23 protein-coding genes are annotated in these 24819 nt (G+C 60.2%); 9 read left to right on the top strand and 14 right to left on the bottom strand.

The window, feature by feature from the left end; genetic code table 11:
- Window positions 1-66: 66 nt before the first annotated feature.
- The 4 genes from PGH32_RS01760 (at window position 67) to PGH32_RS01745 (ending at window position 3068) form a co-directional block, all read left to right on the top strand.
- The gene (locus PGH32_RS01760) at window positions 67-462 is read left to right on the top strand and encodes a hypothetical protein (RefSeq protein ID WP_314418298.1); all 396 of its coding nucleotides are present in this window, start codon (window positions 67-69) and stop codon (window positions 460-462) included.
- Between the two features lie 22 nt (window positions 463-484).
- Window positions 485-1624, top strand: a complete 1140-nt coding sequence (locus PGH32_RS01755; RefSeq protein ID WP_337893028.1) for an iron-containing alcohol dehydrogenase — start codon at window positions 485-487, stop codon at window positions 1622-1624.
- A gap of 63 nt (window positions 1625-1687) precedes the next feature.
- Window positions 1688-2464, top strand: coding sequence for an SDR family NAD(P)-dependent oxidoreductase (locus PGH32_RS01750; RefSeq protein ID WP_314418300.1), 777 nt, complete (start codon window positions 1688-1690; stop codon window positions 2462-2464).
- Window positions 2465-2627: 163 nt separating this feature from the next.
- Window positions 2628-3068, top strand: coding sequence for an RcnB family protein (locus PGH32_RS01745; RefSeq protein WP_314418301.1), 441 nt, complete (start codon window positions 2628-2630; stop codon window positions 3066-3068).
- Between the two features lie 16 nt (window positions 3069-3084).
- Here PGH32_RS01745 and PGH32_RS01740 read toward each other — a convergent pair whose 3' ends face one another.
- The 13 genes from PGH32_RS01740 to PGH32_RS01680 form a co-directional block, all read right to left on the bottom strand.
- Window positions 3085-4668: an ABC transporter ATP-binding protein gene (locus PGH32_RS01740; RefSeq protein WP_337893027.1), complete on the bottom strand. Its 1584-nt coding sequence runs from the start codon at window positions 4666-4668 to the stop codon at window positions 3085-3087.
- A gap of 3 nt (window positions 4669-4671) precedes the next feature.
- Entirely contained in the window at window positions 4672-5481 is an 810-nt protein-coding gene (locus PGH32_RS01735; RefSeq protein WP_337893026.1) for an ABC transporter permease, read from the bottom strand.
- 73 nt (window positions 5482-5554) lie between these two features.
- Entirely contained in the window at window positions 5555-6544 is a 990-nt protein-coding gene (locus tag PGH32_RS01730) for an ABC transporter permease (protein ID WP_314418306.1), read from the bottom strand.
- A gap of 37 nt (window positions 6545-6581) precedes the next feature.
- Window positions 6582-8126, bottom strand: a complete 1545-nt coding sequence (locus PGH32_RS01725; protein WP_337893025.1) for an ABC transporter substrate-binding protein — start codon at window positions 8124-8126, stop codon at window positions 6582-6584.
- A gap of 56 nt (window positions 8127-8182) precedes the next feature.
- Window positions 8183-9085 carry a homocysteine S-methyltransferase family protein gene (locus PGH32_RS01720; protein WP_314418308.1) on the bottom strand — a complete coding sequence of 301 codons (903 nt, stop codon included), beginning with the start codon at window positions 9083-9085 and terminating at the stop codon, window positions 8183-8185.
- Window positions 9086-9229: 144 nt separating this feature from the next.
- The gene (locus PGH32_RS01715) at window positions 9230-10207 is read right to left on the bottom strand and encodes a hypothetical protein (protein ID WP_337893024.1); all 978 of its coding nucleotides are present in this window, start codon (window positions 10205-10207) and stop codon (window positions 9230-9232) included.
- A gap of 325 nt (window positions 10208-10532) precedes the next feature.
- Complete coding sequence (locus tag PGH32_RS01710; RefSeq protein WP_337893023.1) at window positions 10533-10988, bottom strand: RcnB family protein; 456 nt, start codon at window positions 10986-10988, stop codon at window positions 10533-10535.
- A 177-nt stretch (window positions 10989-11165) separates the two neighbouring features.
- Window positions 11166-11597: an OsmC family protein gene (locus PGH32_RS01705; RefSeq protein WP_337893022.1), complete on the bottom strand. Its 432-nt coding sequence runs from the start codon at window positions 11595-11597 to the stop codon at window positions 11166-11168.
- 131 nt (window positions 11598-11728) lie between these two features.
- On the bottom strand, window positions 11729-13432 hold the full coding sequence (locus tag PGH32_RS01700; RefSeq protein ID WP_337893021.1) for an ABC transporter ATP-binding protein: 1704 nt from the start codon (window positions 13430-13432) through the stop codon (window positions 11729-11731).
- Window positions 13419-15299: an ABC transporter ATP-binding protein gene (locus tag PGH32_RS01695; RefSeq protein WP_337893020.1), complete on the bottom strand. Its 1881-nt coding sequence runs from the start codon at window positions 15297-15299 to the stop codon at window positions 13419-13421. Before PGH32_RS01695 ends, PGH32_RS01700 begins: the two co-directional genes overlap by 14 nt.
- Before the next feature lie 18 nt (window positions 15300-15317).
- A complete protein-coding gene (locus PGH32_RS01690; protein ID WP_337893019.1) occupies window positions 15318-15719 on the bottom strand; it encodes a hypothetical protein in 402 nt (133 codons plus the stop codon).
- A gap of 15 nt (window positions 15720-15734) precedes the next feature.
- Entirely contained in the window at window positions 15735-16790 is a 1056-nt protein-coding gene (locus tag PGH32_RS01685; RefSeq protein WP_337893018.1) for a hypothetical protein, read from the bottom strand.
- A gap of 34 nt (window positions 16791-16824) precedes the next feature.
- Window positions 16825-17724, bottom strand: coding sequence for an AraC family transcriptional regulator (locus PGH32_RS01680; RefSeq protein WP_314418321.1), 900 nt, complete (start codon window positions 17722-17724; stop codon window positions 16825-16827).
- Between the two features lie 124 nt (window positions 17725-17848).
- Between PGH32_RS01680 and PGH32_RS01675 the strand changes: the two genes are divergently transcribed.
- From PGH32_RS01675 to PGH32_RS01665, 3 genes are all read left to right on the top strand, one after another.
- Complete coding sequence (locus tag PGH32_RS01675; protein ID WP_337893017.1) at window positions 17849-19873, top strand: TonB-dependent siderophore receptor; 2025 nt, start codon at window positions 17849-17851, stop codon at window positions 19871-19873.
- A gap of 173 nt (window positions 19874-20046) precedes the next feature.
- Window positions 20047-20433 carry a hypothetical protein gene (locus PGH32_RS01670; protein WP_314418325.1) on the top strand — a complete coding sequence of 129 codons (387 nt, stop codon included), beginning with the start codon at window positions 20047-20049 and terminating at the stop codon, window positions 20431-20433.
- Entirely contained in the window at window positions 20424-20930 is a 507-nt protein-coding gene (locus PGH32_RS01665; RefSeq protein ID WP_314418326.1) for an acyl-CoA thioesterase, read from the top strand. Before PGH32_RS01670 ends, PGH32_RS01665 begins: the two co-directional genes overlap by 10 nt.
- On the opposite strand, the gene fabG is transcribed toward PGH32_RS01665, so the two are convergent.
- A complete protein-coding gene (fabG, locus tag PGH32_RS01660) occupies window positions 20916-21674 on the bottom strand; it encodes a 3-oxoacyl-ACP reductase FabG (protein WP_337893016.1) in 759 nt (252 codons plus the stop codon). The genes PGH32_RS01665 and fabG overlap by 15 nt on opposite strands.
- Before the next feature lie 406 nt (window positions 21675-22080).
- On the opposite strand from fabG, the gene PGH32_RS01655 reads away from it, so the two are divergent.
- Window positions 22081-23298, top strand: coding sequence for a beta-ketoacyl-[acyl-carrier-protein] synthase family protein (locus tag PGH32_RS01655; protein ID WP_314418330.1), 1218 nt, complete (start codon window positions 22081-22083; stop codon window positions 23296-23298).
- Window position 23299: 1 nt separating this feature from the next.
- A complete protein-coding gene (locus PGH32_RS01650; protein WP_337893015.1) occupies window positions 23300-24808 on the top strand; it encodes a phytoene desaturase family protein in 1509 nt (502 codons plus the stop codon).
- Window positions 24809-24819: the final 11 nt, after the last annotated feature.

Below are 24819 nucleotides of genomic sequence, written 5' to 3'. Positions count from 1 at the left end.
TTCCGGCATAACTGGCGCGCTATACTCGCGCTATACTGAGGATCCCCCCAACCGACAGGATGCGTAATGCCGTACTCATGTCCCAGGCTGATGCCACCGCGCCTTTCCGCTGTTCCGTTTTTACGGCCGCTGCCTGCCGTACTGATCCTGCTGCTTGCGGCCTGCTCCTCGGACTATAAAGGGGTGGAATGTAACGGCCAGCGCCAGAGCCTGGAGGGGCAGCCGCTCGGCACCGTACAGGGGCTGGTCGTTGACCGCTTCAACTCGTTTTCCGTCACTCTGCCCGACCTGACGCTGGAAAGCGGTGCTCTGCAGTCCACCAACCGGGAACTCTATATTCCTTCCGCCGTCACCCGCGACGGCTGGCTGGCGCAGCGCGTTTCCGATCGGCAGTTCAGTATTATCAATTCACCGCAAAACCAGATGATCACCTTCAGCTGCCCGGCACCCGGCCAGCTGTAACCCTGAAGGCCACAGTCCGTTTATGAATACCAGCCAACTGATCGCCAATCGACAGACCTTCTTCGGCAGCGGCAGCCTGCAACAGCTCCCGCGTCTGCTGACGGATACGCCCTTACCGACCCTGCTGTTCTGCGGCAGTTCTTTATTGCGTAGCGCAGCGTGGAAAAATCTGGAGCCTCAACTCCAGCCGCTGCTGGTCGGGATTGAAATTGTGCCGCACGAAGCGTCACCCGATGAAATCGACAGCTGGGTGGCGCGCTGGCGCGGAAAAATCCAGCGGGTCGTCGCCATTGGCGGCGGCAGCGTGCTGGATGCGGCGAAAGCGGTTGCGGCGCTGAGCCAGCATCCGCTGGGTACGCTGCGCTATCTGGAAAAAGTGGGCGATACGGCGGTGAGTGGTGCCACCCTGCCGCTGATTGCCGTGCCGACCACGGCGGGAACCGGCAGTGAAGTCACGCAGAACGCGGTGATCACCGATAAAGCCGACATCAAGGTGAAAGCCTCGCTGCGCCACCCTGAATTTGTTCCGCAGATTGCCATTCTCGACCCCGACCTGCTGCGCGGCGCACCGGACAAGGTACTGGTGTGCTGCGCGGTGGATGCCTTTACCCACCTGTTTGAAGCCTATCTGTCGTCGAAGGGGAACGCCTTCACCCGTCAGACCGCCGTCAGCGGCATGCAGGCCTTCGTTCGCGGCTGGCCGCAGCTGACTGCAGGCGGTGCCCCGGGAGACAGCGCGCGTGAGCAAATGATGCTGGCCTCGTGGCTTGGCGGCCAGAGCCTGAGCATGGCGGGGCTGGGGGTGATCCACGGCATTGCCGGTGAGCTGGGTGCCATCAAGGATTACCATCACGGTGAAGTTTGCGGCCGCCTGCTGCTGCCGTTCCTCACCCTGCTGGATGAAAGCCCGCATCCGCAGCAGGCGCAGCTGATGCAGGAGCTGAATATTACGTTATTCCGCCAGGCCAGCACCCCGCCGGCAGCACAGTTAAAACAGTGGCTGATGGATAACGCCGGTATGGCCTTCTGGCAGGATCCTCTGCCCCTCTCGGTAGATGAAACGGAGTGGATCCTCGCGCGATCCAACAGTAAAAATTCGCTGGTCAGCTACAGCCGCGAGCAGCAGCGCTGGATGCTGGAACAGGCCTATCGCATCGACTAATCCCCACCGCCGCTGAATCGTGTCTACACTTATTCTCCTGACCTAACCGCACAGGAGAATGTGATGAAGATTGATGTAAGCGGCAAAACTGCCATCGTCACCGGTTCCACGAAAGGTATCGGCAAAGGGATCGCGCAGGGGCTGGCCGCAGCCGGTGCGCGGGTCGTTGTTACCGGGCGCAGCCAGCAGCAGGTGGACGCGCTGGTGAACGAACTGGGCCACGGCGCGCGCGGCTACGCGCTGGACCTGGGGACCGCCGACGGCTGTAGCGCACTGCTGAAGGCCGAACCGCAGTGCGATATCCTGGTCAACAACGTCGGCATTTTCCCCGGCGGCGACTTCTTTGAAACCGACGATGCGCTGTGGCAGAGCATCTGGGATATTAACGTCATGTCGGCGGTGCGCCTGAGCCGGGCCTATATGCCGCAGATGATCAAATCCGGCTGGGGTCGCGTGGTGTTCCTTTCCTCTGAATCCGCCATCAATATTCCGGCGGATATGATCCACTATGGCGTCAGTAAAACCGCCCTGCTGGCGCTGTCCCGCGGCCTGGCCAAAGCCGCCGCCGGCACGGGCGTGACGGTTAACGCGGTGCTGCCCGGGCCCACGCTGTCCGACGGCTTCGCCGAGATGTTTAAGCAGGAAGTGGCGAACGGTGCGAAGCTGGAAGACCTGGGGGTGGAGTTTGTTAAAGCTAATCGCCCGACCTCGGTTATTCAGCGTGCAGCCAGCGTGGAAGAAGTCAGCAATATGGTGGTGTACGTCTGCTCACCGCTCTCCTCCGCCACCTCCGGTGCCGCTTTACGGGTGGACGGCGGCGTAGTGGAAACCCCTTTCTGATCCCCTGTGCAACGCTGCCGGTGGTGGCGTTGCAGTTTTTCGTAAAGACCAGTTAAAAAAACCGTTAAACCCGCACTCTTCGGATTTTTACCCTTGTTCGCGCCCCGCCCGGAGGCCACATTCCTTCTGTCTGAACACTGATTCAACCGTAAGGAATAACAAAATGAAAAAGACCCTGGTTATCGCTTTATCCGCAATGATGATTGCCACCGGCAGCCTGAGCGCGTTTGCCCAGGGGCCGGACAACGGCCGCGACGCACAACAGCCGATTAAACACCCGCAGCAACAGCACAGCAACGGCGGCCAGCCGCAGCAGAACCAGCACGCCAACGGCGGCCAGCCTCAGCGTGAAAACAACGCGCGCCCACAGCAGGTATCGCACCAGCAGGCGCACGGCAATAAACCGGAGCGCCAGCAGCCTGACTTCCGCAAGGGACGCCCGCTGCCGCAGCAGTATCGCGGCGCAGGCTATCAGGTTAACGACTGGAAGAAACACGGCCTGAAAGCGCCACCGTCAGGCCATCGCTGGATGAACGTGAACGGCAACTACGTGCTGATCGCGATCGCCAGCGGCGTGATTGCCTCCGTTATCGCCCACCAGTAAATGCCAGAGAGCAGATTTATGCCACTGCTCCGGCCTCTTCCAGCCATCCCACGCGCATTTCAGGCACCGCCCGCAGCAGCCGGGCGGTGTACTCGTCCATCGGCGCGTTGAACACCTGGTCCAGTCGCCCCTGGCGCACCACCCTGCCGTCGCGCAGCACCATCACCTCATCCGCCACCGCCTGCACCACGTGCAGATCGTGGGTGATAAACAGCATCGACACGCCGGTTTCTTCCTGTAGCGATTTCAGCAGCGCCAGCACCTCGCGGCCGACCAGCGGGTCGAGCGCGGAGGTCGGTTCATCGCAGACAATCAGCGCCGGATCGACCGCCAGCGCGCGGGCAATGCAAACGCGCTGCTTCTGGCCGCCGGAGAGCGCGTGCGGGTAGCGTTCGGCCAGCTGTGGCGGCAGGCCGACCTTTTCCAGCAGCTCGCTGACCCGCGCCTGCCGCTGTAGCGGGTTCAGGGTGGTCAGGCAGACCATCGAGCGCGCAATCTGCACGCCGATGGTTAGCCGTGGATTCAGCGCGGTATCAGGATGCTGATGGATCATCTGCACCGACTGGAGCTGCTGGCGGGAACGCTGACGCAGCGCGGCAGGCAGCAGCTGGCCGTTAAAGCGAACGCTGCCGTGCGCGGGGGCAACCAGCCCGCAAATCAGTCTGCCCAGGGTAGATTTCCCGGCACCCGACTCGCCGATCAGCGCCAGGGTACGGCCCCGTCCGATAGTCAGCGAGACGTCGTCCAGTACGCGGTTGGCCTGGTAGTCCACGGAGATCTGTTCGGCGGTGAGCAGCGGCAGCGTGGTGCCGCGCGGCTGATGCGGTTCGCCGTGGCTGTTCAGCAGGTCGCGGGTGTAGGCCTCCTGCGGAGCGGCCAGCAGCTCGGCGGTGTTGCCGCACTCCACCTCGCGCCCGTGCCGCAGCACCATAATGCGCTGACTTATCTGGGCCACCACCGCGAGGTCGTGGCTGATATACAGCGCAGCAACCCCGGTCAGACGGATCACCTCGCGGATAGCCTTGAGCACTTCCAGCTGGGTGGTCACATCCAGCGCGGTGGTGGGTTCATCAAAGATAATCAGCTCAGGACCGGCGCAGATCGCCATCGCGATCATCGCGCGCTGCAGCTGGCCGCCCGAGACCTGATGCGGGTAGCGGTGGAAAAAGTCCTGCGGGTCCGGCAGCTGGAGCTGACTGAAAATCTCAATCGCCCGCACGATGGCCTGCTGGCGATTCAGTATCCGGTGCCGGATGGCCGCTTCAATGACCTGCTCGCCGATTTTCTTCGCCGGGTTGAACGCCGCGCTGGCAGACTGCGCCACGTAGGCGATTTTCGACCCCCGCACACCGCGCAGCTGGCGTTCAGAAAACCCGGTCAGTTCGCGTCCGGCGAAGTGGATACTGCCACCGCTCAACTTCATGCCGAAACGGAAATGCCCCAGAATCGCCTGACCGATGGTGGATTTCCCCGCCCCCGACTCACCAATTAATCCCAGCACTTCTCCCTTTTTCAGGGTGAAGGAGATATCATGCACCAGCACGGCGTTGCCGGCGGTGACCCGCAGCTGCTCTACGCTTAACAGTGGTTGTTGGCTCATCATTTACTCCTGCCAGCTGCGGGTATGGTGGCTTAACAGCCAGTCGGCCACGCTGTTCAGCGCTATCGCCAGCAGCGCTATCGCCGCGCCGGGGATCAGCGCCGCCCAGACGCCAAACAGAATGCCGTCCTTGTTATCGCGCGCCAGCCCGCCCCAGTCGGCGGTCGGCGGCTGAATGCCCATTCCCAGGAACGACAGCGCCGACAGGAACAGCAGAATAAAGATAAAGCGCAGGGCAAACTCGGCGATCAGCGTGGTCAGCGCATTTGGCAGGATCTCGCGCCACAGCACCCAGCTCAGGCGCTCCCCGCGCAGTCGCGCAACCTCAATAAACTCCTGCGCCGCAATATCCACCGCCAGCGAACGCGCCACGCGCAGTACCCGGGTGGATTCAAGCAAACCCAGCACCAGCACGATCACCGGAATGGTTTTCGGCAGCATCGCCAGCACCACAAGCGCCAGAATCAGCGTGGGGATCGCCATCAGAATATCGTTCAGTCGGGAGATAAGCTGGTCGACCCAGCCGCGACAGAAGCCGGCCAGAAAGCCGAGAAACGTCCCGACGGCAAAGGCCAGCAGCGTCGCCACGGCGCTGACGCTCAGCGACGTACGGGTGCCCCAGATCAGACGGGAAAGCAGATCCCGCCCGAGGTTATCGGTCCCCAGCCAGTTTTCCGCCGTGACGCCGCTCCAGGCGCTGCCCACCACCTGGTCTGGCGCATAGGGCGACAGCCAGGGTGCGAATACCGCCACCAGAATAAACAGGCCCAGCCCGGTCACGCCGGGCAGCACCGCAAATTTCAACCTAAACATCCACATCAATTCCTGGTCAGTCCCGGCAATGCGCACGTCACCGCACCGCCAGGGTAAAAATCATGCCCGCCGCTTAGCGGCTGTGGCGCAGGCGCGGGTTAGCCAGCAGCGCGACGACATCGGCCAGCAGATTCAGCAAAATATAGATCCCCGCCAGCAGCAGGGCGCAGTCCTGAATCACCGGGATATCGCGCTTGCTGATGCTGTCGACCATATACTGCCCCAGGCCGGGATAAACGAACACGTTCTCAACAATCACCACGCCGACCATCAGCCAGGCAAGGTTCAGCACGATAACGTTAATAATCGGCCCCCACGCGTTCGGCAGCACGTGCCGGAACAGGATCGCCGAAGGCGACAGCCCCTTCATCAGCGCGGTATCCACCCAGGCGGCGTTCTGCGCGCTGACCAGCGCAGCGCGGGTCATGTTGCTCATATGGCCAAGGATCGCCAGAATCAGCGTCATGCACGGCAGAGCGATGGCCAGCAGCCGGTCGCCGAGCGGCATATCGTCGGAGATACTGCTGTTACTGGGCAGCCAGAACAGCGTGATGGAAAACACCAGAATCAGCAGATAGCCGGAGAAGAACTCCGGCAGCGATACGGCAGCCCGGGTAAACAGGCTCAGCAGCCGATCCAGCCAGCTGCCCTGATAGCGCGCGGAAAGGAAGCCAATCACCAGCGCCAGCGGCACGGCCACAATGGCGGTGAAAAAGGCCAGCGACAGCGTGTTGCCCAGCCGGTCCAGCAGCACCGGCGCGATCGCTTCGCGGCTGGTAAAGCTGTGGCCAAAATCGCCGTGCAGCACGCCGCCCAGCCAGCTCAGATAGCGGCTCAGCGCGGGCTGGTCGAGGCCCAGCTGCTCATTGAGCGCCGCCACCGCCTGCGGCGTCGCGGTCTGGCCAAGAATGGCCGTCGCCGCGTTGCCCGGCAGCAGCTGGATGCCGATAAAGATCAGCGCCGACACCACCAGCAGCATCACTGCGCCCGCCAGCAGGCGCAGCCCGATTAGTTTTAACAGAGGAAGCTGCCCCTTCCTCTTTGTTTCACGCAAATTACTCAAAAGATATCCTGCAACCTGAAGCTGAACCGGAAGCCCGTTAGGCGAACCACACTTTTTCCGCAGCGCGGTTGCCGCTCATGGTGAAGCCCGGGATCGCGACAAACCCGTTAATTTTTTTGCTGCTGGCATCCAGCGAATCGGCATACAGCGGAATGATTTCGCTGCCCTGCTCCACCAGCATCAGCTGAATGTCGTGGTAAATCTGACGGCGTTTCTGCTCATCCTGCTCGCCACGGGCAGCGTTAACCAGCTGGTCAAACTTAGGCTCTTTCCACTGTGACTCATTCCACGGCGCGTTACTGGTAAACACCAGCGACAGCAGCGCATCCGCCGTCGGGCGCAGCGACCAGTTTGACGAAACAAACGGCTTCTTCATCCAGACGTTATCCCAGAAGGCATCATCCGGCACGCGCTCCACCTTCAGCGGAATGCCGGCGCGGGTGGCCGAGTTCTGGTACAGCTGGCCGGCATCCACCGCCCCCGGGAAGCCGGATTCGGCGACCGACAGCACCAGCGGGCCGGAAAAGCCGGTTTTCTGCCAGTGGAATTTGGCCTTTTCCGGGTCGTAAGGGCGCTGGGGGATATCTTTCGCAAAATACTGGCTGGACGGGAAGATCGGATTGTCGTTAGCCACGGTGCCGTAGCCGCCCAGCACGGTTTTGATGATCTGTTCGCGGTCGATGGCGTATTTCAGCGCCAGACGGCCGTCGAGGGTATTGAACGGTGCCGCCGTAGCCAGCCCCGGGAACGTGAAGATCTGGCTGTCGCGCGAGCGCTGCAGCTGGATATTCGGCATATTCTTCAGACGGTCGACAATGCGCGGGTTAACGCGGTTAATAATGTGCGCCGAGCCGCTGGCCAGCGCCGCAACGCGCGCGGTGGAATCATTCATCGCCAGCGTTTCCACGGAGTCCACGTGGCCGCGGGCCGGATTCCAGTGGTTCGGGTTACGCTTCACCAGCGTACGCACGCCCGGCTTGAAGCTTTCCAGAATAAAGGCGCCGGTGCCGATGCCTTTATCGAAGTTTTCGTTTTCCGCGGTGATAGCGAAATGAACGTCACTGAGCAGCGCAATAAACTCGACGTTCGGCTCTTTCAGTTTGATCGTCACCTGGTTCGGCGTGGTGGCTTCCAGCGACACCACCGGATCGAGATATCCCTTCACCGACGAGCTGGACTTCTCATCGCGGTGGTGGTTGAGCGAGTAAATCACATCTTTCGCCGTCAGCGTTCGACCATCGTGGAACTGCACGCCCTGACGAATGTTGAGCACCCAGGTTTTGCTGCCGTCACTGGTTTCCCAGCTTTCCGCCAGAGACGGAACAATCTTGCCGTTTTCATCCACTTCCGCCAGGCAGTTAAACAGCTGGGAGCCAACGAAATACATATAGGATTCGAACCAGAAGGCCGGATCGAGACGATCGGTGCTGGAGGCATTATCCATCCCGACAATCAGGTGCCCGCCTTTTTTCGGCGTGGTGGACGGCGCTTCTGCTGCCGTTGCCGACGTAAAAGGCCAGCTGGCGCAGGCCGCAGCCACCGAAAGCGCTCCGGTGGTTTTAATAAAGTCGCGACGATTCATGATGTGTTTCCTGGTTTTAATTTGTTTTTTTAGTTCTGTCTGTCAGTTGCCGGGGACTACTTCAGCGCTGCCGCCAGCCGCCCGATATGCTCGGGGCCGATACCGCAACAGCCGCCGACCAGCGTCGCCCCGGCTGCAACCCACTCCTGCGCCCAGTTCAGGTAGCCTTCGGGGTGCGTATCCTTACGCAGATCGCTCAGCCCCTCGTTGGCCCCACCGCTGTTACTGCCGTGGTCGAAGGCGTTAGCGTAAACGCCAATGCCGATATCTGCACCCAGACGGTCGCGCACGGCGGCAGCCTGCTTCACCGCAGAAGACATCACTTCCGGGTGGCTGCAGTTAAACAATACGTTTTCAACGCCCAGCTCAATCGCCCGGCTCACCGCCGCACTCACGCTCTCTCCGGAGCGCAGGGTGCTGACGGCATCGTACAGTTCAGGCTCATCCTGCAGGGTAAATGAAAGCCACAGCGGCTGAGGCTGGCCGGCGAGCACGGCATGAATGGATTCCGCCTCCGCGATCGAGCTGGTGGTTTCGCCCAGCCAGAAATCAACGTAGGGTGCCTGAGCCGCAACCAGCACGCGGTGGATCGCCTGCGCCTGCTGTTCATTGAACAGATCGGGGCGATAGGAGCCCAGCGCGGGAGGAAGGCTCCCGGCCACGCGTACCGGTGAATTCGCTGCATCGGCGGCTTCGCGGGCCAGCCGGCCGGCAAGTGCGGCAAGGCGCGCGCCGTCGGCGGCAAATCGTTCGTCGCCAATGTGGAACGGCACAACCGCGTAGCTGTTGGTGGTGATGGCTTCCGCCCCGGCGGCGATATAGCTGTCGTGGACTTCACGGACGCGCTCCGGCGCTTCATACAGCGCCAGTGCAGACCATTCCGGCTGGCGGAAAGGTGCACCGATGCGTGCCAGTTCACGCCCCATGCCCCCGTCCAGAATTTTTACCTGCTGCGACATTCGGTTGTTCCCGTTAACAAATTTCGAATGACAGCATGCTACATAAGTTGATGGCTACATGTCCAGACGTCTATATGCTAAAGGCCGGAAAAGTTAAGCAGAAAATGAGTTGAAAGCTTATCTCTGGCTCTGTTTTCACTAAAATCAAAACAGGAGCTTCGCCAACCCCAGCCCCAGGCCAAGCACGCCAGCCTGCGAAGCCACGACCCATTTGGTTTGCAGCGCCAGCGAACGGTGAAGCTCGGTGCGCAACCCTTCAAATTTAATGTCAAACTTGTTTTCCAGGCCCAGCAGATCCGCTTTGGTGGTGTAGTTGGATTTAATCACCGCTACATCCGATTTTAGCTCCACCATATCCGTCTGCAGCACGGTGACATCCGCCTGCAACACACCAACGTCTTTCTTCAGCCCCGTCATATCCGTCTTCAGCACGGCCACATCCGTCTTTAGCCCGGTCATATCTGCCTGCAATACGCCAACATCTTTCTTCAAGCCCGTCATATCTGTTTGCAGCACGGCGACATCCGTTTTTAATCCGGTCATATCCGCCTGCAGTACGCCAACATCTTTCTTCAGCCCGGTCATATCCGTTTGCAGCACGGTGACATCCGTCTTCAGCACGGCGACATCCGTTTTTAATCCGGTCATATCTGCCTGTAGTACGCCAACATCTTTCTTCAGCCCGGTCATATCCGTTTGCAGCACGGTGACATCCGTCTTCAGCACGGCGACATCCGTTTTTAATCCGGTCATATCTGCCTGTAGTACGCCAACATCTTTCTTTAAACCCGTCATATCCGTCTGCAGCACGGCCACATCCGTTTTTAGCCCGGTCACGTCCGTCTTTAACTCTTTTACATCCCCCTTCACTAAGGTCATGTCACCTTTTAACGTGGTGACATCCGCCTTAATGACCGTGACCTCGCCTTTTAACGTGGTGGTATCCGCCTTAATGACCGTGACCTCGCCTTTTAACGTGGTGGTATCCGCCTTAATGACCGTGACCTCGCCTTTTAACGTGGTGACATCCGCCTTAATGACCGTGACGTCCTCTTTCACCGTGGTCACATCCTGCCGCAGCGTATCGGCGTTTTTTTCCAACTTAACTACGCGCTCAACCATGTCATGTCCCTTTATCGGTTGGTGATAATTTCATCTACAGGGATCGTAAGGTAAGCAAATACCGGCTGACAACACCTCAAGGGAGACTTTTCTGCGGGCCGACTCGGGAAACAGGAATGAAACGATATGCAAGTCATCATTTTGAAAAATATGGATTAGATGACCCGGTAACATGTTGCTGTATCAAGTGTGCCAGACGTTTTTTTGTCGTCGGTACGGGATGAAAGACTGGGGTTGGGGATAAGGAAAAACGTCTTTTGTCACCGAAGTGATGCACAGGAAGATAAACAACCGGCGGCGGGCGCCCCCGGTCAGAATGCACTTATCAGTGGCCTAACGCACTGCCCAGAATAATCGAGGTGATTACCCCGGTGGCGGCGGCAATCAGCACGTAGTTGCCGTCAATATAGCCCCAGTACGCGCCGCGCGGTGGCTCATAAAGACCGCGGCGATGCCAGTCATCAACCCGGTAGTCGTTGCCGCGGAAGTGCGGCGGCAGCGGGTGCCCGCGGCGGAAGTCGTGGCCGTTCCAGGCAAAACGATCGCGTTCGGCTGGGCGGAAGCGTTCATGACGGTCGCGATCGGGTCCACGATTATCATGACGATCCGGGCCGCCGCGATCGCTGCGATCGTGACGATCGCCCCGGTCAGGCTGACCCCCACCCTGCTGATGCCACTGACGTTCCGGACCATTTCCCGGGCCGTCAGCGTGCGAGAAGGTGGAAAAGAAGCTGCTTGCGGTTAAAACGCTCAGAACCAGTGCCAGTGTTGTTTTTTTCATCTTAATGCCCTCTATTTGCTCACGACCTGCTTACTGTCGTTACCCAGCAATATCGGGCATCCGTCAACACTTCCCTATCTCCCGGACTCCTAATTCTGCCGGATTAGCGGATCTTTTTCTCCGGGCTTACGCATTCTTAACACTGTGGGCGAATTATGGAGCAACGCCGCGTACCGCTTAGTTTTCCAGCTGGTAGTCGAGGGTAATTTCGGTGCTCAGCAGCTTGGATATCGGGCAGCCCGCTTTGGCCTGCTGGATGATTTTATCGAACTCATCCTTCGGGATACCGGGCAGCTTAACCTTACTTTGCAGCGCCACTTTGGTAATGCCGAAGCCGCCGTCAACTTTATCCAGCGAAACATCGGCCACGGTATCAATACTCTCAGGCGTAAACCCGGCCTCGCCCAGCATCAGCGACAGCGCCATTGAGAAGCACGCCGCGTGCGCGGCGCCGACCAGCTCTTCGGGGTTGGTGCCGGGCTTGCCTTCGAAACGGGTATTAAAACCATAGGGCTGATTATCCAGCGCCCCACTCTCCGTGGAGATGGTGCCTTTACCGCGCTTAATATCGCCTTCCCAGTGCGCCTGTCCTTTCTTATGAATGGTCATCGTTATCCTCCGGTTGGTTTTCACAGCTACCAGTATAGTCACTGACTCAGCGCCCGCAGGAAATCGGCCTGCTTACAGAACATTCTGGTGCGTAAAATCGCGTTTTTTACACATCACCTGACGGTTACCGTTCACGACTGCTCCTGCCATAGCCGCTGATAAATCCCGCCCTGCGCCAGTAGCTGCCGATGATTTCCGCGTTCAACGATCCGGCCATTTTCCAGTACCAGAATCTGACTGGCGAACTCCACGGTGCGCAGTCGATGAGCAATCATCAACACGGTTCTCCCCCGTGCCAGCCGGGTCAGCGCCTGCTGGATATCCGCCTGCGAAAGCGAGTCAAGCAGCGCGGTCACCTCATCCAGCAGAATAATCGGAGGATCCTTCAGCATCATCCGCGCAATGGAGAGGCGCTGCCGTTCGCCGCCTGACAAACGCTGCGCGCCCTCTCCCAGCGGCGTGTGGTAGCCCTGCGGCAGCTGGCGGATAAATTCGTCGCAGCAGGCTTCGCGGCAGGCGTCGATAACGTCGGCCTCCGTGGCATCCGGCCGGCCAAGCCGGACGTTGTCCAGCACCGTGCCATCAAACAGCTGCACATCCTGGAAGACGTAGCCAATGCGCTGATACAGTGCCCGGGTGCCGACCTGCTCCAGCGGCACACCGCCCAGCGAGATTTCTCCCCGCTGCGGCTGATAAAAACGCCCCAGCAGGTGCAGCAGCGTGCTTTTACCACTGCCCGACGGGCCAACCAGCGCGGTGACGCTACCTTCAGGCACCGTAAAAGAGACGCCCCGGATCGTCGGCTGTCGATCGTAGCTAAAATGCACATCGCTAAAGCGGATCGTATTATCTTCCGGCAGCGGCACGCTGTTCTCATCATTCAGCACCGGCTCGGCCATCAGCGCGTTCAGGCGCTGCTGCGACTGGCGCATCACGTTCATCAACGTGAAGTAAGCGGCAGCATCCAGCAGCGGCTCCAGCACCTTGATCGACACCAGCACAAACAGCAGCCAGGTCAGCGGATCCAGCGCCTGCTGTTGCAGCAGCACGCCCGCGACGATAAACAGCACCACCAGTCCCAGCTCGGTAAACAACCGGAACAGCTGTACCGCTCCGGCTCCCCAGGCCTCCAGCCCCATGCTGGCACGGCGTATCTCACCGAACGCGTCGTCAAGCTTTGCCAGCATCCCATGGTGACGATGGAACAGCCGCAGGGTTTTAATCCCGCCGATAAACTCAATCAGCAGCCCGGACACCCGCTGCAGCCGCTCGCTCTGTCGATGCGTGCCGCGCAGTAAAAAACGCGATCCGCCCCACAGCAGCCCGATCGCCAGCGGCAGCGGGGCGATCAGCGCCAGCGTTAACGGCACGTTGATCGTCAGCAGGATCAAGACAAAAATCAGCGCGGTGCCTATCCCGGTCACGACTTCCGGCAGCAGATGAGAAAATATCTGCTCGACACGCATCATATGGTCGGTCATCAGCTGGGTGGTGGCCCCCAGCCGGTGGCGCTGAAAATAGCCCAGCGGCAGCCGCCGTAGCTGTTCTGCCGCCGCCTCGCGGTAGCGCTGCATCACCTCGTAGCTGCCAACAAAACAGTAAAGCTGACCAAAGTGTGAACACAACAGCTGCATCAGCAGGCAGGCCAGCAGCGCCGCCAGCAGCAGCGGCCAGTGCGACCAGCTTTCCGCACCCGGCGTGATGTCGCCGATCGCCAGCCAGGCAATAAACAGCGGCGCAACGGTACACAGCTGGGCCATCAGCCGCAGGATCATTCCGGCCAGCACCTGACGGCGGCCTTCGGCGCTGCGCTGAAGCGGGCTAAGCATTGACATCGATATCTTCCTCTCGGCGGATTTGCCACTGCGCCAGCTGAGACTGGCTGTGCCACATCTGCTGATACAGCGGGTGATCGTTTAACAGCTGCTGATGCGTTCCGCGCCCGGTTAACCGCCCCGCTTCCATCACCAGCAGGCAGTCGGCCTGCTGAACGGCGAACAGCCGGTGCGCGATGGTCAGCACGGTCATGGCCGGGCGTTGCTCGCGTAGTTCCCGATAGAAGGCGGCCTCGGTGAGCAGATCGGCGAAGGCGGTGGCCTCATCGAGGATCAGCAGCGGGGTTTCCACCAGCAGGGCGCGGGCGATGGCGATACGCTGGCGTTCGCCGCCGGAAAGCCGTGCGCCGCCCTCACCGATTTTTGTCGCCAGCCCCTGCGGTAATGCCTCCACAAATGCGCGCCCCTGGGCAATATCCAGTGCCTGCCACAGCTGCTCATCGCTGGCCTGCGGCTGCGCCAGCCGCAGGTTGTCGGCCAGCGTGCCTTTGAACAGGAACACCTGCTGGCTGACCACCGCCAGCCGTGAGGCGCGGGTGCCATCATCCATCTCAGCCAGCGCCGTGCCACCGAGCGTGACCGTTCCGCTCGTCGGCGGCAGCATCCCGGACAGCAGCCCGGCCAGGGTCGATTTTCCGGCACCGGATGGCCCGACCAGCGCATAAAAACCGCCGGGTTGCAGCGTCATATCCAGCGCATCAATCACCGTGCGCAGCTCATAGCTGAAGCTCAAGCTGCGGGCGCTCAGGTTACTGTCACTATGCGAAATGAGAGAGACGGCTGGATCGGTAGAGGCGACGAAGCCAGAACGACCGAAGGTTGCCGGAGCGGCGGCGTCATCGCCAGCCACGTTAGCGGGCTGGCGGCGATGAAGCGGATCGTCTTCAGCAACGGACAAAGAAGTTCCCTCTGAGACATCATCAAGAAACGGTGCCATGCGGCCCAGACCGGCGAACAGCTCGCGGATCAGCGAGCCGAAAAAGGTCACGCGCAGCAGCGGCTTGAGCAGCCCGCTGCCGAGCATCAGGATCAGCAGCAGCGCGGACACCGACAGCGTGCCCTGGCTGACGCGCCACAGCCCAAGCGGCAGCAGAATAAAGATGCTGGCGTTCAGCAGTACCACAAACAATGACCAGGCCGGTACCGCCCGACGGGTAAAGCGCACCACCAGCTGATGATAGTCACGCAGGGCATCGTCCAGCAGGCGGAAAGAACGCGCATCCTGGCTGAATGCCTTCATCACCGGAATACCGCGCACGTATTCGACTATCGCCGAATTCAGACGCTCGGTGGCAAGGTTATAATCTCGCGTGCGTTCGGCCATCCCACGCAGGCACAGCCGCTGGGCGATAATAGCCAGCGGCACGGTCAGCAGCGCCGCCAGCGCCATTTTCCAGTCCAGCCAGAACAGAAACAGCGCGGCAATCAGCGGGCTGAACAATGCAGAGATCAGATCGACGGTGTGATGGGCAACAAAGTCCTCCAGCCGCTGCACGTCGTTCATGACGATCTTGCGCAGGCTACCCGCGCTGTAGGGGGCCAGCTGCATCAGCGGCAGTCGGGTCAGGGCCTGAGCAATACGTAGCCGGGTGTGGTGCAGCACGCGGAACGCCGCCAGATGGCTGAAATAGCCCGCCAGCGATGCCAGCAGGTATTTGCCTGCCAGCGCCAGCCCTAGCCAGCCGGCCAGCGGCAGCAGCAAACCGCCCTGCTCCACCACGCCCACCGCCCGCCACAGCAGATACCAGGGAAGCAGTTCCAGTAATACGCTACTGGCGGAAATCGCCAGCGCCAGCAGTAGCGTTGATTTTTCCGCAGCAAGAAGCCGCCGCAGCGTCAGCAGCGGTGAAATCGTTTTAACCGTCATAAGATGTCCGCAGTGGGGTTAACTAAAATCCTGCAGCCAGCGTTGCGCCTGCTGTTCGGCCTGCTGCTCGCTGGCAACAACCTCGTAGGGATAGGGAATGGTGCGGGTGGTCAGGTAGCGCAGCGCTTTGCGCCACAGCGAGCGTCGCTTTGCCTCGTCCGGCTCCACCCGAACCGCACCCCGACAGTAGCGCTGCTGGGCTGCGCGCGTTTCGCTTCCCCACTTTTTATACAGGCGAAAGAAGTGGGCGGAATCTTTCGGCAGCTCCACGCCGCTGAAAATGAGTACGAAAGGCAGCTGGCGATCGAGCACCGCCTGCAGGGCCGCAATGTGCTGCGGCGCATCTTCATCGGCCACGCGCTCGGGCATCACATAATGCACCAGCGGCCAGGCGCGGGTATCAATAACGGGTTCAGACATCTCAGACCTCAGCAGCTAACGAAAAGAAGAAGGCTCATAACGGGCAACAATTAGCCGCTGTCCGGCGAACGCCATCGGCGAGTCTGCCTGCGGCCAGCTTTGCAGCAGCGAAAACCCCGCCTCGTCCAGCATCTGTCGGCAGCGATGCTCGCAGTGCGCTTCCAGCTGGCCGACACGCGCGTGGGCCTGGACCGCCGCTGGTGTCACCCAGTGCAGCGGCCGCTCTGCGGTATTCTGCAACAGCATCAGCAGCCCTCCAGGCACCAGTTTCGCCGTCAGGTCGGTCAGCAGGCGCGCGGGATCCGGCTGGCTGAGTAAATCGCTCAGCACTACCGCATCATGCAGGCTGTCATCCGGCAGCTGGGCGGCCAGCGGACGATCGCTGTCCAGCGGCACCACCGCAGCGGCGACGCGGGTCAGGCAGTCCTGAAGACGCGGTGGTGTCTGACCCAGCGCCAGCAGGCTGGGAACATTGCCCCGTGCCTCATCCAGCAACAGGGGCAGCACGCTGACGGCAATGCCGGCAAAATAGTCGCCGATCATTCCCGGCAGATGCAGCAGCTGATGCAGATTCAGATCCGGCGGCCGATCCTGTGCCAGCGATGGCGCGCGCAGCCACTCTTCCATCTGCTGCGAACGGTTGAACAGCGCGTCCGCCAGCGGCGTTGCATCATCCAGCCAGTTCATCAGCTGGCGCAGGCGGTGACGGGCATCGTCGATGCGCTGTTCCAGCTGATGCTCTGCAGGCGCGCACTGCGCCAGGGTCCAGACATCATCGTCGTGGCTGTCCAGCAGGCCTTCATCCAGCAGATGCAAATGCCAGCGCCGCAGCAGATCGTCGAAACAGGGGGCAAGCCGCAGCTGCTGGCGCCGGTCGGCTATCTGCCAGCGCTCCTCTGCGCAGAACTCCAGTCGCATCAGGCTGTGCAGCATCAGCAGCGGAGCCAGACTTTCGCTTTCGGCGAGAAATGCCGCCAGCGCGGCGCGGCGGCGATCGTCCGGTAGTTCCCCGGCAGCATTGGTTCCGGCACGCAGCCACGCGGGCTGCAGTTGATTGACGTTGCTGTTCATCTTGACTCCCGTACGGCAAAAGCGTTGCGGCGGTTCAACCCGCCATTCGTACCTGCTGGCTGCTGCTGCGATAGCGGCCCGGCGGCTGACCATACTGGCGCTGGAAGAACCGCGTCAGATGGCTGGCGTGGGCGAAGCCGCAACGCAGGGCGATATCACTCAGCGGCAGTGCGCTCTCTTCCAGCAGGTTTTGCGCCAGCTTCAGCCGACACTCAATCACGTAGTTCCATGGCGTGATGCCAAACATGGCGCGGAAGCCGCGCTTAAACGCCATCAGGCTCAGCCCGGCGGTGCGCGCCATTTCTTCAATCGACAGCGGTTCGCTGGCCTGCAGACGGATCAGCTCGCGGGCCGCAATCAGCCGCTTGCGCTCGCGGCTCGGCAGTCGGGACGCCGCCGGCAGCGGTCGCGCCTCCTGCTGCGTTTGCAGCTGGCCCAGCGCCAGCCACAGCGCATTCAGCGCCAGGCTCTCAAGATGCAGGGCCGCCAGCGGCGAGGCTTCGTTCCATCCCTGCTGTATGTCCAGCATTGCCGCCTTCAGCGGTTCGGAAAGCGATGCACTAAACACCTTTGGCTCATCACCGGGCACCCGCAGGCCACATTCCTCGACAAGCGCCAACAGCTCGGGCGAAAAATCAACAATCAGCAGATGATAAAAGTGATGCCGGGGAAAAAAATCATAGCCCTGGCAGCGGCCGCTGGCGCAGGAGAGCCAGAAGCTGTCAGCGCAGTAGTGCTGGATCGCCTGCCGGTTAAGGCGAAACCATCCGGCCCCCTCGCACATGATCACCAGCGACAGGTGAGCATCGCCTTCCCCGCGCAGTTCCAGATCGTCGGCCAGCGTGGCCTGCACCGAGGTTAAACGGATCTTCGGCGTCAGCTGCCAGCGCCGCATTCCCGACGTTGGCAGTTTAGCCAGCTGTGAGTCGGACACAAGCCCCTCCGGGTGATAATGATTTTTATTTAGCTTTATCGTGCAATGTTCGTCCGGACTGTGCAACCGTTTTTCTCCCGCACTCACGTAAGCTCCATTTTTCTTTATTCACCGGGATGCCTCTATGCTTGTCTTGCGCCTTACCCCTCTGGTCATCAGCAGCCTGCTGCTCAGCCCCGTCGCCCTGGCCGACGTTGCCAGCAACTCACCGTCCGATACGATGCTGGTCAATGCCAGTAAACAGTCACCGGATTCGGCCTCCGCGAAGAACGTTTCCTCGGTGAAGGTCGGTGCAGAAGAGCTGGCCCAGGCGAACGTCACCCGCACCGACGCGCTGCCGAAAGTGCTGCCGGGCCTGACGATGGGCAACAGCGGCAGCCTGATTTTCCAGTCGGTTTCGCTGCGTGGGATCTCTTCGGCGCAGGACTTCTATAATCCGGCGGTCAGTTTTTACGTGGACGGCGTCCCGCAGCTGTCGACCTACGCCATGCAGGCGCTGGGCGATGTGGAAAGCGTGGAGATGCTGCGCGGCCCGCAGGGGACGCTGTACGGTAAAAGCGCGCAGGGCGGGATTATCAACATCGTCACCCGCAAACCGGATGACACGCCGCACGGCTATGTGGAAGGCGGGATCGCCAGCCGCGAGGGCTATCACACCAAAGTCAATCTGAGCGGCCCGCTGGTTCCCGGTATGCTGTTCGGCAGCGCCACCCTGCTGCGCCAGGTGGATAACGGGTCGATGACCAACCCGGCGACCGGCAGCGATAATCTGGGCGGTGCCCGCACCAACCTGGGTGATTTTCGTCTGCGCCTGGCACCGGATGACCAGCCGTGGGAAGCCAGCGTCGCCGTCAGCGAAGAGTGCACCCACGCCACGCAGGACACCTATCTGCCTTACGATAATGAAAAAAGCCGTACGCTGGAAATCAGCGATGGCAGTGGCGATCCCCATCTGCGCCGCTGCACGCACAGCCAGTCGCTCAGTACCCAGTACCGCACCGACGGCTGGCTGTTCAGCCTGATCGGTGCCTGGCAGCAGCAAAACTATCAGCGTGAATTCCCCTATTCAGCTTACAACGCCAGCCTGCCGGAGCGCTGGAATCAGGACACTCAGGAGCTGCGCGCGGCCACCTTTGGCGGTAACACACCGGTGGATATGGTGTTTGGCCTTTACCGTCAGAACAGCCGTGAAACGGTGGACTCCGCCTATACTTACAGCGGCATTCCGGTCAGCAGCACCCGTGGCTGGACCGCCAATGAAACACTGGCGGCGTACAGCGATCTGACGTGGCACCTGACCGATCGTTTCGACCTCGGCGGCGGGCTGCGCTACTCCCACGATAAATCCAAGACCGACTATAACGGCAGCAGTATGGGCTACGGCTGGGGCGACAAAGGGAAAACCCGCGACGACAATCTGCTCGGTCAGCTGTCGGCGGGCTGGCAGTTTACGCCCGAGCTGCGCGGCTATGTGCGCGTGGCGCAGGGCTACAAACCGGCCGGGTTCAGCATTCAGCCTACGCCGATGGTCAGCGCCGCACCTTACGATGCGGAGAAGTCGATTAACTACGAAATCGGCACCCGCTATGAAGCTGACGCGCTGCGGGTTCAGGGCGCACTGTTCTACACCCACACCAAAAATCTGCAGCTGTACTCTGGCCCGGTGGGCTATCAGAGCCTGAGCAACGCCGGTGCAGCGGATGCCACGGGTGCAGAACTCAGCGCCAGCTGGACGTTCACACCGGGGTGGTCATGGGATGTGAACGGCAACTGGGTGCGTTCCGAGTTTACCGGCGACAGCGAGCTGTATGCCGATAACCGCGTCCCGTTCGTACCGCGCTTCAGCGCCGGAACCAGCCTGAACGGCATCGTCGACACGCCGTGGGGAGCACTGACCCCGCGCCTGGCGCTGAATCTGGCGGGTGAGCACTATTTTGACGGCGATAACACCCTGCGCCAGGGCAGCTATGCCACCACCGATATCCGCCTCGGCTGGCAGGCTACCGAGCGGGTGAATATTGCCGCCTATATCGATAACCTGATGGATCGCCGCTACCGCACCTACGGCATCGTGCAGAACGGCGCGGCCTATGCGCAGGTGAATAATGGCCGTACCGCGGGCCTGGACGTGCGGGTCGATCTGTTCTGACGTGTTTTAACCGGTCGGCGGCCAGCCGTCGACCGGTTCCACCCGGGTCCTGCCGATCGCTTATCCCTCCCCTTTCCGCACAAAAACGCGTGTTCACGCCATTTCACGACAAACAATCGTTTCTCCGATGGGTAACATTTGCACTTATTTTCTGTGCATAAAGGGAGAATAAAATGCCAGGTTTATCCCAGGAACTGTCCCACTTTGTTGTTACCCCACCGCATTTAATTTGTCGGGAAGGCGAACCGGATACGATGCAGTGCCACTTTATGTTTACCCCTGAATTTTCCGGCTTTGACGGCCACTTTCCTGATAACCCCCTGCTGCCGGGTATCGTGCAAATTATGCTGGCGCGATATACCGCCGCCGTGGGGAAAAGTGCGCGGCTTTGTCGCGTTAAGCGCTGCAAATTCCTGCATGCCATCAAGCCCGGGGAAACGGTGTCCGTTTCCGTTAAGCCCGGGCGCAGCACCGGAGAATATCAGGCGACGATCGCCAGCAATGACGTCGCCTGCTCGGCAATGGTTTTCGAACTGGAACACACCGAGGTATGGCAATGATGCGTTATCCCTATTTCACCCCAGTGCCCTGCCTGGACGGCAGCGCGGCCCCGCCTCCGATTGAGCTGTCCGTAGAACGAACGGTGCGTTTTGACGAGGTGGATGCGCTGGAAATCGTCTGGCACGGGCACTATGCCAGCTACTTCGAAGATGCCCGCGTGGCGCTGGGCGAACGCTTGGGTATCGGCTACCGGACGCTCTATCACCAGCAGGTCCCGGCTCCGATGAAACAGCTGTTCGTTAATTTCCATCATCCGCTGGCATTTGCTGAACGCTGCCGGATTATTGCCCGTCTTTACTGGTGCGAATCGGCGAGAATGAATATGGCCTATAAAATTCTCAATGCGCAGGACAGGACGGTAGCCACCGGCTTCAGCGTGCAGATGTTCACGCTGAAAACGGGAGAGTATCTGGCCCGGCAGCCCGACTTTTACGCGGCGTTCTGCCAGCGCTGGAAACAGGGCCAGATCCCTTCCTGCTCCTCAGCCGGTAAATAACCCGCCGTTAACGCTAATCACCTGGCCAGTAATATAGCTGGCCCCTTCAGAGGCGAGGAAACTGACCACCGAGGCCACTTCCTCCGGTTCACCGAAGCGGCGAAGGGGGATCGTGCTGGAGAGACTTTCCAGCGGCAGCGCGGAGGTCATCTCGGTGGTAATAAAACCCGGCGCCACCGCATTGACCAGAATATTGCGTCGCGCCAGTTCAACCGCCAGCGAACGGGTCGCCCCGATCAGCCCCGCCTTGGCCGCCGAATAGTTAACCTGGCCCGCCACGCCGGTTTGCCCGGCGGTAGAGGCGATAGTTATGATGCGCCCGCTGCGCCTGCGCTGCATGCCGGGCACTACCGCCGAGGTGACGTTATAAAAACCGCCCAGGTGGACCTGCAGCACGCGATCCCACTCCTCCCGGGTCATCATCGCCAGCACGTTATCGCAGGCAAAACCGGCATTATTCACCACCACGGCGGGCGCCCCCAGCTGCGCGATCAGCGGCGTCAGTACGGCCTGGCAGCGAGCACCATCCGTGACGTCAAAGGGCAACAGCAGGCACTGCCCCCCGGCGGCAACGATCTCTTCGCGCACCGCTTCGGCAGCAGCCTGTTCGCGGCGATAGTTCAGCCACAGAGAAAATCCATCCCCGGCAAGCCTGCGGGCAATGGCAGCCCCTATTCCCCTGCTCGCTCCGGTCACCAGGGCAACACGACCGGTCTGATTAAGCGATGATGCAGTCGAATTCATCTTTATCCTCTCTTTCCATATTCAGGGTCAGATCGGCTAAGTTACGTGATATTGACGTTAACGAAATTTAAAATTAAAAAATTATTACATTCAAAGAATGATATTCATTAATTAGATTTATCGGAAATAGAATTAAATATCATCATTAATCTCGACATCAATCACTGAATGCAAAAAAGCATAATCCATCAAGACAAAACGGTAATAAGGCACAATGATAAATGACATTAAACGACAGTTAAATAGAGATCTTTTAATATTCACCGAGACTGAATTCTGTTGATAAAGTAAAACTCTTGCAAAGAAAAACTTACCCCCGCGCAGGAAAAAGGGACCCCACTGATTATATTAATACGTTGCGCTACCGCCCCGTATTAATATTCTATCATCCGTACAGGGAGAGGATATGTTACACCGGGTTGCTATTACAGGTTTGGGTATTATTTCCAGCATTGGAACGTCGGTCAGCGAGGTCACAGATGCGTTATATTACGGCCATTCTGGTGTCGTCATCGATCCTGTCCGCCAGACGTTAGGGTTTAATTCACCGCTCACCGGCGCGATTAAACCGTTCACCCCTCGCTTTCCGCTCAATCGCAAGCAGCGTAAAACCACCCCGCTTTTTGTGGAATGGGCGGCCGAAGCCGCATTCTGTGCACTGTATGATTCTGGCCTGTCGCCGGCGGAAATTCGCAACGACCGCACCGGCCTTATTTTTGGCTGTGATTCCAGCGTACTGACCGGTATTGAGCAGGCTAACCGGCTGCTGGAAGTCAAAGACACGTCGCTGCTGGGCAGTGGCCTGGTGTTCCAGTCGATGACCTCGACCACTACTATTAACCTCAACGCTATCCTTGGCACCCAGGGTGCCAGCTGGTCAATCAGCGGAGCCTGCGCCAGCAGCGGGCACGCGGTCGGCCAGGCTGCAGACCTGATTATGCTTGGGCGCCAGGATCGCATGATTTGTGGTGGTGCGCAGGAAATTAACTGGCAGGCAACCTGCAGCTTTGACGGACTGGGCGCGTTTTCATCCCACATTGACCAGCCGCAGACGGCCAGCCGCCCCTTTGCCAGAAGCCGCGACGGTCTGGTCCCCGGCGGCGGCGCGGCGGCGCTGATGCTGGAACGTTACGATCTCGCCGTGGCGCGGCGGGCACCCATCTGGGGTGAGATCCTCGGCTACGGGTTTTCTTCCGATGGCGAAAATATCGTGGCGCCCAGCCGCACCGGCCTCGGGCGCGCTATGCGCATGGCGCTGAAAAACGCCGGACTGATGCCGCAGGATATCGCCTATCTTTGCGCGCACGCCACGTCAACCCCGCTTGGCGATGCGATGGAAGCCGGTAACATCCTCGATATTTTCGGGCCACAGGGCGTGCCGGTGTCCTCCACTAAATCCATGACCGGCCATGAGCTGTGGATGAGCGGCGCCGCGCAGGTGGTGTACAGCTGCCTGATGGCCAGAAACGATTTCATGGCGGCCAACATCAATTTTGACGGGCCGGATGAAGACACATCGCAGCTGGATATTATCACTGAAACCCGACAACAGCCGCTGACCAGCGCGATGTGTAATTCGGCCGGTTTCGGCGGAACGAACTCCAGCCTGGTCATCGGTTTTTAATATGAACCCGATCCGACCTTCAGCCGTGGTTATCGGCGCCGGCGCATCCGGCATGGCTTCAGCGCTGCTGCTCGCGATGCACGGCTACCGCGTTTCGCTGGTCGAACGCGCCAAACTGCCGGGCGTTACCATGCGGGGCTTTCTGAAAAGCCGTCTGTACTTTGACAGCGGCGTCCATTTTGTCGGCGAGCTGTCGGAGAACGGCGTATTAACCGCCTATCTGCGCTATCTCGGCATACGTGACCTGCCCAGCGTTGAGTTCAACCGTCATCGCTTTGAAACCGTGCGCTTTTCCGATCGTCGCGAATTTTCGCTGGCGGCCGACTATGACAGCCTGCTGGCCGGGCTGTGCGCCGATTTTCCGGCAGAAAGGAAGGGAATTCAGCGCTATATGGCCGATGTGAAAGCCGCCTATTACTCTTCCTCCTTCCATTCGCTGCAGGGTTTGCCCGGCCGGGACGAGACCGACCCGCGCTGGCATGTCTCTTTGCAAAACTACATCGCAGGCTATACCCGCGATCCCTGGCTGCAGACCCTGCTGGCCGTTCCCTGCATCTACCACGGCGTTTCTCCGGACAGCGTTTCCTTCCTGCAGCATGCACGCGTTGCCGGGACCCACTTTGACGGCGTGCGGACTTTTACTCAGGGGGGACTGTCGCTGGTTAACGCTTTCGAGCAGCGCCTGGCGGAAGAGGACGTGACGCTGCATTGCAGCCGTAGCGCGGTGCAGATCCACTGCCGATCCGACGGCACGCTGAGTGAGGTCGAACTGGACAACGGGGAGCGGCTGGCCTGTTCTGCGGTCATTTATACCGGGCACCCCCGCTTTCTGCCGTCGATGCTGCCGGAAAAAGCGCTGCGTCCGGCGGCGATGGGCCGCCTGCATCAGCTTTATGACGGGATGTCAGCCCACCTGTTATATCTTTCCGGGGGATCTGAACCCCCAACGCTGCTGGACAAAAGTAACGTTCTTTACTGCCGTCACGATCGCCCTCTCAGCCAGGCCTTTATGCCGCATCATCGTGGCAATGAGGGGCCGTTTTACATCATACCCGGGCCGTCGGTGCTAAACCGGCACGCGGGATCGCCCGCGACCTGTGATTACGTTGCGGCGATCCCCTGCGATGCGGCGGAATATTCGGCGTTCTACGGCACCGGCAACGGCAAGCGTCCCGCAGCCTACCGCGCGCTGAAAAAACAGCGGCTGAAAGCGCTCTTTTCCTCACTCCGTAAGGCGGTGCCGGAAATCGACGGGCTGAGGCTGGTGGACGGCGCCACCCCGGTGACATTGCAAAAGTATCTCTACTCGCCGGGCGGCGGGATGTACGGCGTGGCGCATGATATGACGCAGTTTAATCCGCTACCCGTCACCCGCGTTGCCGGGCTGTATCTGGCAGGCCAGGCCGTTACCGGCCCCGGCGTCATCGGCGCAACGATCTCCGCCTTTCTCGCCTGCGGTTACTTACTGGGCCACCAGAATCTACTCGACGGAGTCAGAACGTGCCGTTAGTCAACGTGGCG

Origin of the sequence: Erwinia sp. SLM-02 (assembly GCF_037450285.1) — a bacterium.
Lineage (GTDB): Bacteria > Pseudomonadota > Gammaproteobacteria > Enterobacterales > Enterobacteriaceae > Erwinia.
The sequence above is the reverse complement of the archived record's forward strand: the minus strand, read 5'-3'. Positions and strand labels throughout refer to the sequence as shown.

What these genes read in the sequence shown, in the direction of transcription:
- PGH32_RS01695 (WP_337893020.1), bottom strand. Translation starts at nt 15,299, where the DNA reads ATGACGGTTAAAACGATTTCACCGCTGCTGACGCTGCGGCGGCTTCTT.
- PGH32_RS01705 (WP_337893022.1), bottom strand. Translation starts at nt 11,597, where the DNA reads ATGACCATTCATAAGAAAGGACAGGCGCACTGGGAAGGCGATATTAAG.
- PGH32_RS01715 (WP_337893024.1), bottom strand. Translation starts at nt 10,207, where the DNA reads ATGGTTGAGCGCGTAGTTAAGTTGGAAAAAAACGCCGATACGCTGCGG.
- PGH32_RS01735 (WP_337893026.1), bottom strand. Translation starts at nt 5,481, where the DNA reads ATGTTTAGGTTGAAATTTGCGGTGCTGCCCGGCGTGACCGGGCTGGGC.
- PGH32_RS01675 (WP_337893017.1), top strand. Translation starts at nt 17,849, where the DNA reads ATGCTTGTCTTGCGCCTTACCCCTCTGGTCATCAGCAGCCTGCTGCTC.
- PGH32_RS01670 (WP_314418325.1), top strand. Translation starts at nt 20,047, where the DNA reads ATGCCAGGTTTATCCCAGGAACTGTCCCACTTTGTTGTTACCCCACCG.
- PGH32_RS01745 (WP_314418301.1), top strand. Translation starts at nt 2,628, where the DNA reads ATGAAAAAGACCCTGGTTATCGCTTTATCCGCAATGATGATTGCCACC.
- PGH32_RS01750 (WP_314418300.1), top strand. Translation starts at nt 1,688, where the DNA reads ATGAAGATTGATGTAAGCGGCAAAACTGCCATCGTCACCGGTTCCACG.
- PGH32_RS01755 (WP_337893028.1), top strand. Translation starts at nt 485, where the DNA reads ATGAATACCAGCCAACTGATCGCCAATCGACAGACCTTCTTCGGCAGC.
- PGH32_RS01655 (WP_314418330.1), top strand. Translation starts at nt 22,081, where the DNA reads ATGTTACACCGGGTTGCTATTACAGGTTTGGGTATTATTTCCAGCATT.
- fabG (WP_337893016.1), bottom strand. Translation starts at nt 21,674, where the DNA reads ATGAATTCGACTGCATCATCGCTTAATCAGACCGGTCGTGTTGCCCTG.
- PGH32_RS01650 (WP_337893015.1), top strand. Translation starts at nt 23,300, where the DNA reads ATGAACCCGATCCGACCTTCAGCCGTGGTTATCGGCGCCGGCGCATCC.
- PGH32_RS01690 (WP_337893019.1), bottom strand. Translation starts at nt 15,719, where the DNA reads ATGTCTGAACCCGTTATTGATACCCGCGCCTGGCCGCTGGTGCATTAT.
- PGH32_RS01740 (WP_337893027.1), bottom strand. Translation starts at nt 4,668, where the DNA reads ATGAGCCAACAACCACTGTTAAGCGTAGAGCAGCTGCGGGTCACCGCC.
- PGH32_RS01685 (WP_337893018.1), bottom strand. Translation starts at nt 16,790, where the DNA reads ATGAACAGCAACGTCAATCAACTGCAGCCCGCGTGGCTGCGTGCCGGA.
- PGH32_RS01710 (WP_337893023.1), bottom strand. Translation starts at nt 10,988, where the DNA reads ATGAAAAAAACAACACTGGCACTGGTTCTGAGCGTTTTAACCGCAAGC.
- PGH32_RS01720 (WP_314418308.1), bottom strand. Translation starts at nt 9,085, where the DNA reads ATGTCGCAGCAGGTAAAAATTCTGGACGGGGGCATGGGGCGTGAACTG.
- PGH32_RS01760 (WP_314418298.1), top strand. Translation starts at nt 67, where the DNA reads ATGCCGTACTCATGTCCCAGGCTGATGCCACCGCGCCTTTCCGCTGTT.
- PGH32_RS01700 (WP_337893021.1), bottom strand. Translation starts at nt 13,432, where the DNA reads ATGTCAATGCTTAGCCCGCTTCAGCGCAGCGCCGAAGGCCGCCGTCAG.
- PGH32_RS01725 (WP_337893025.1), bottom strand. Translation starts at nt 8,126, where the DNA reads ATGAATCGTCGCGACTTTATTAAAACCACCGGAGCGCTTTCGGTGGCT.
- PGH32_RS01665 (WP_314418326.1), top strand. Translation starts at nt 20,424, where the DNA reads ATGGCAATGATGCGTTATCCCTATTTCACCCCAGTGCCCTGCCTGGAC.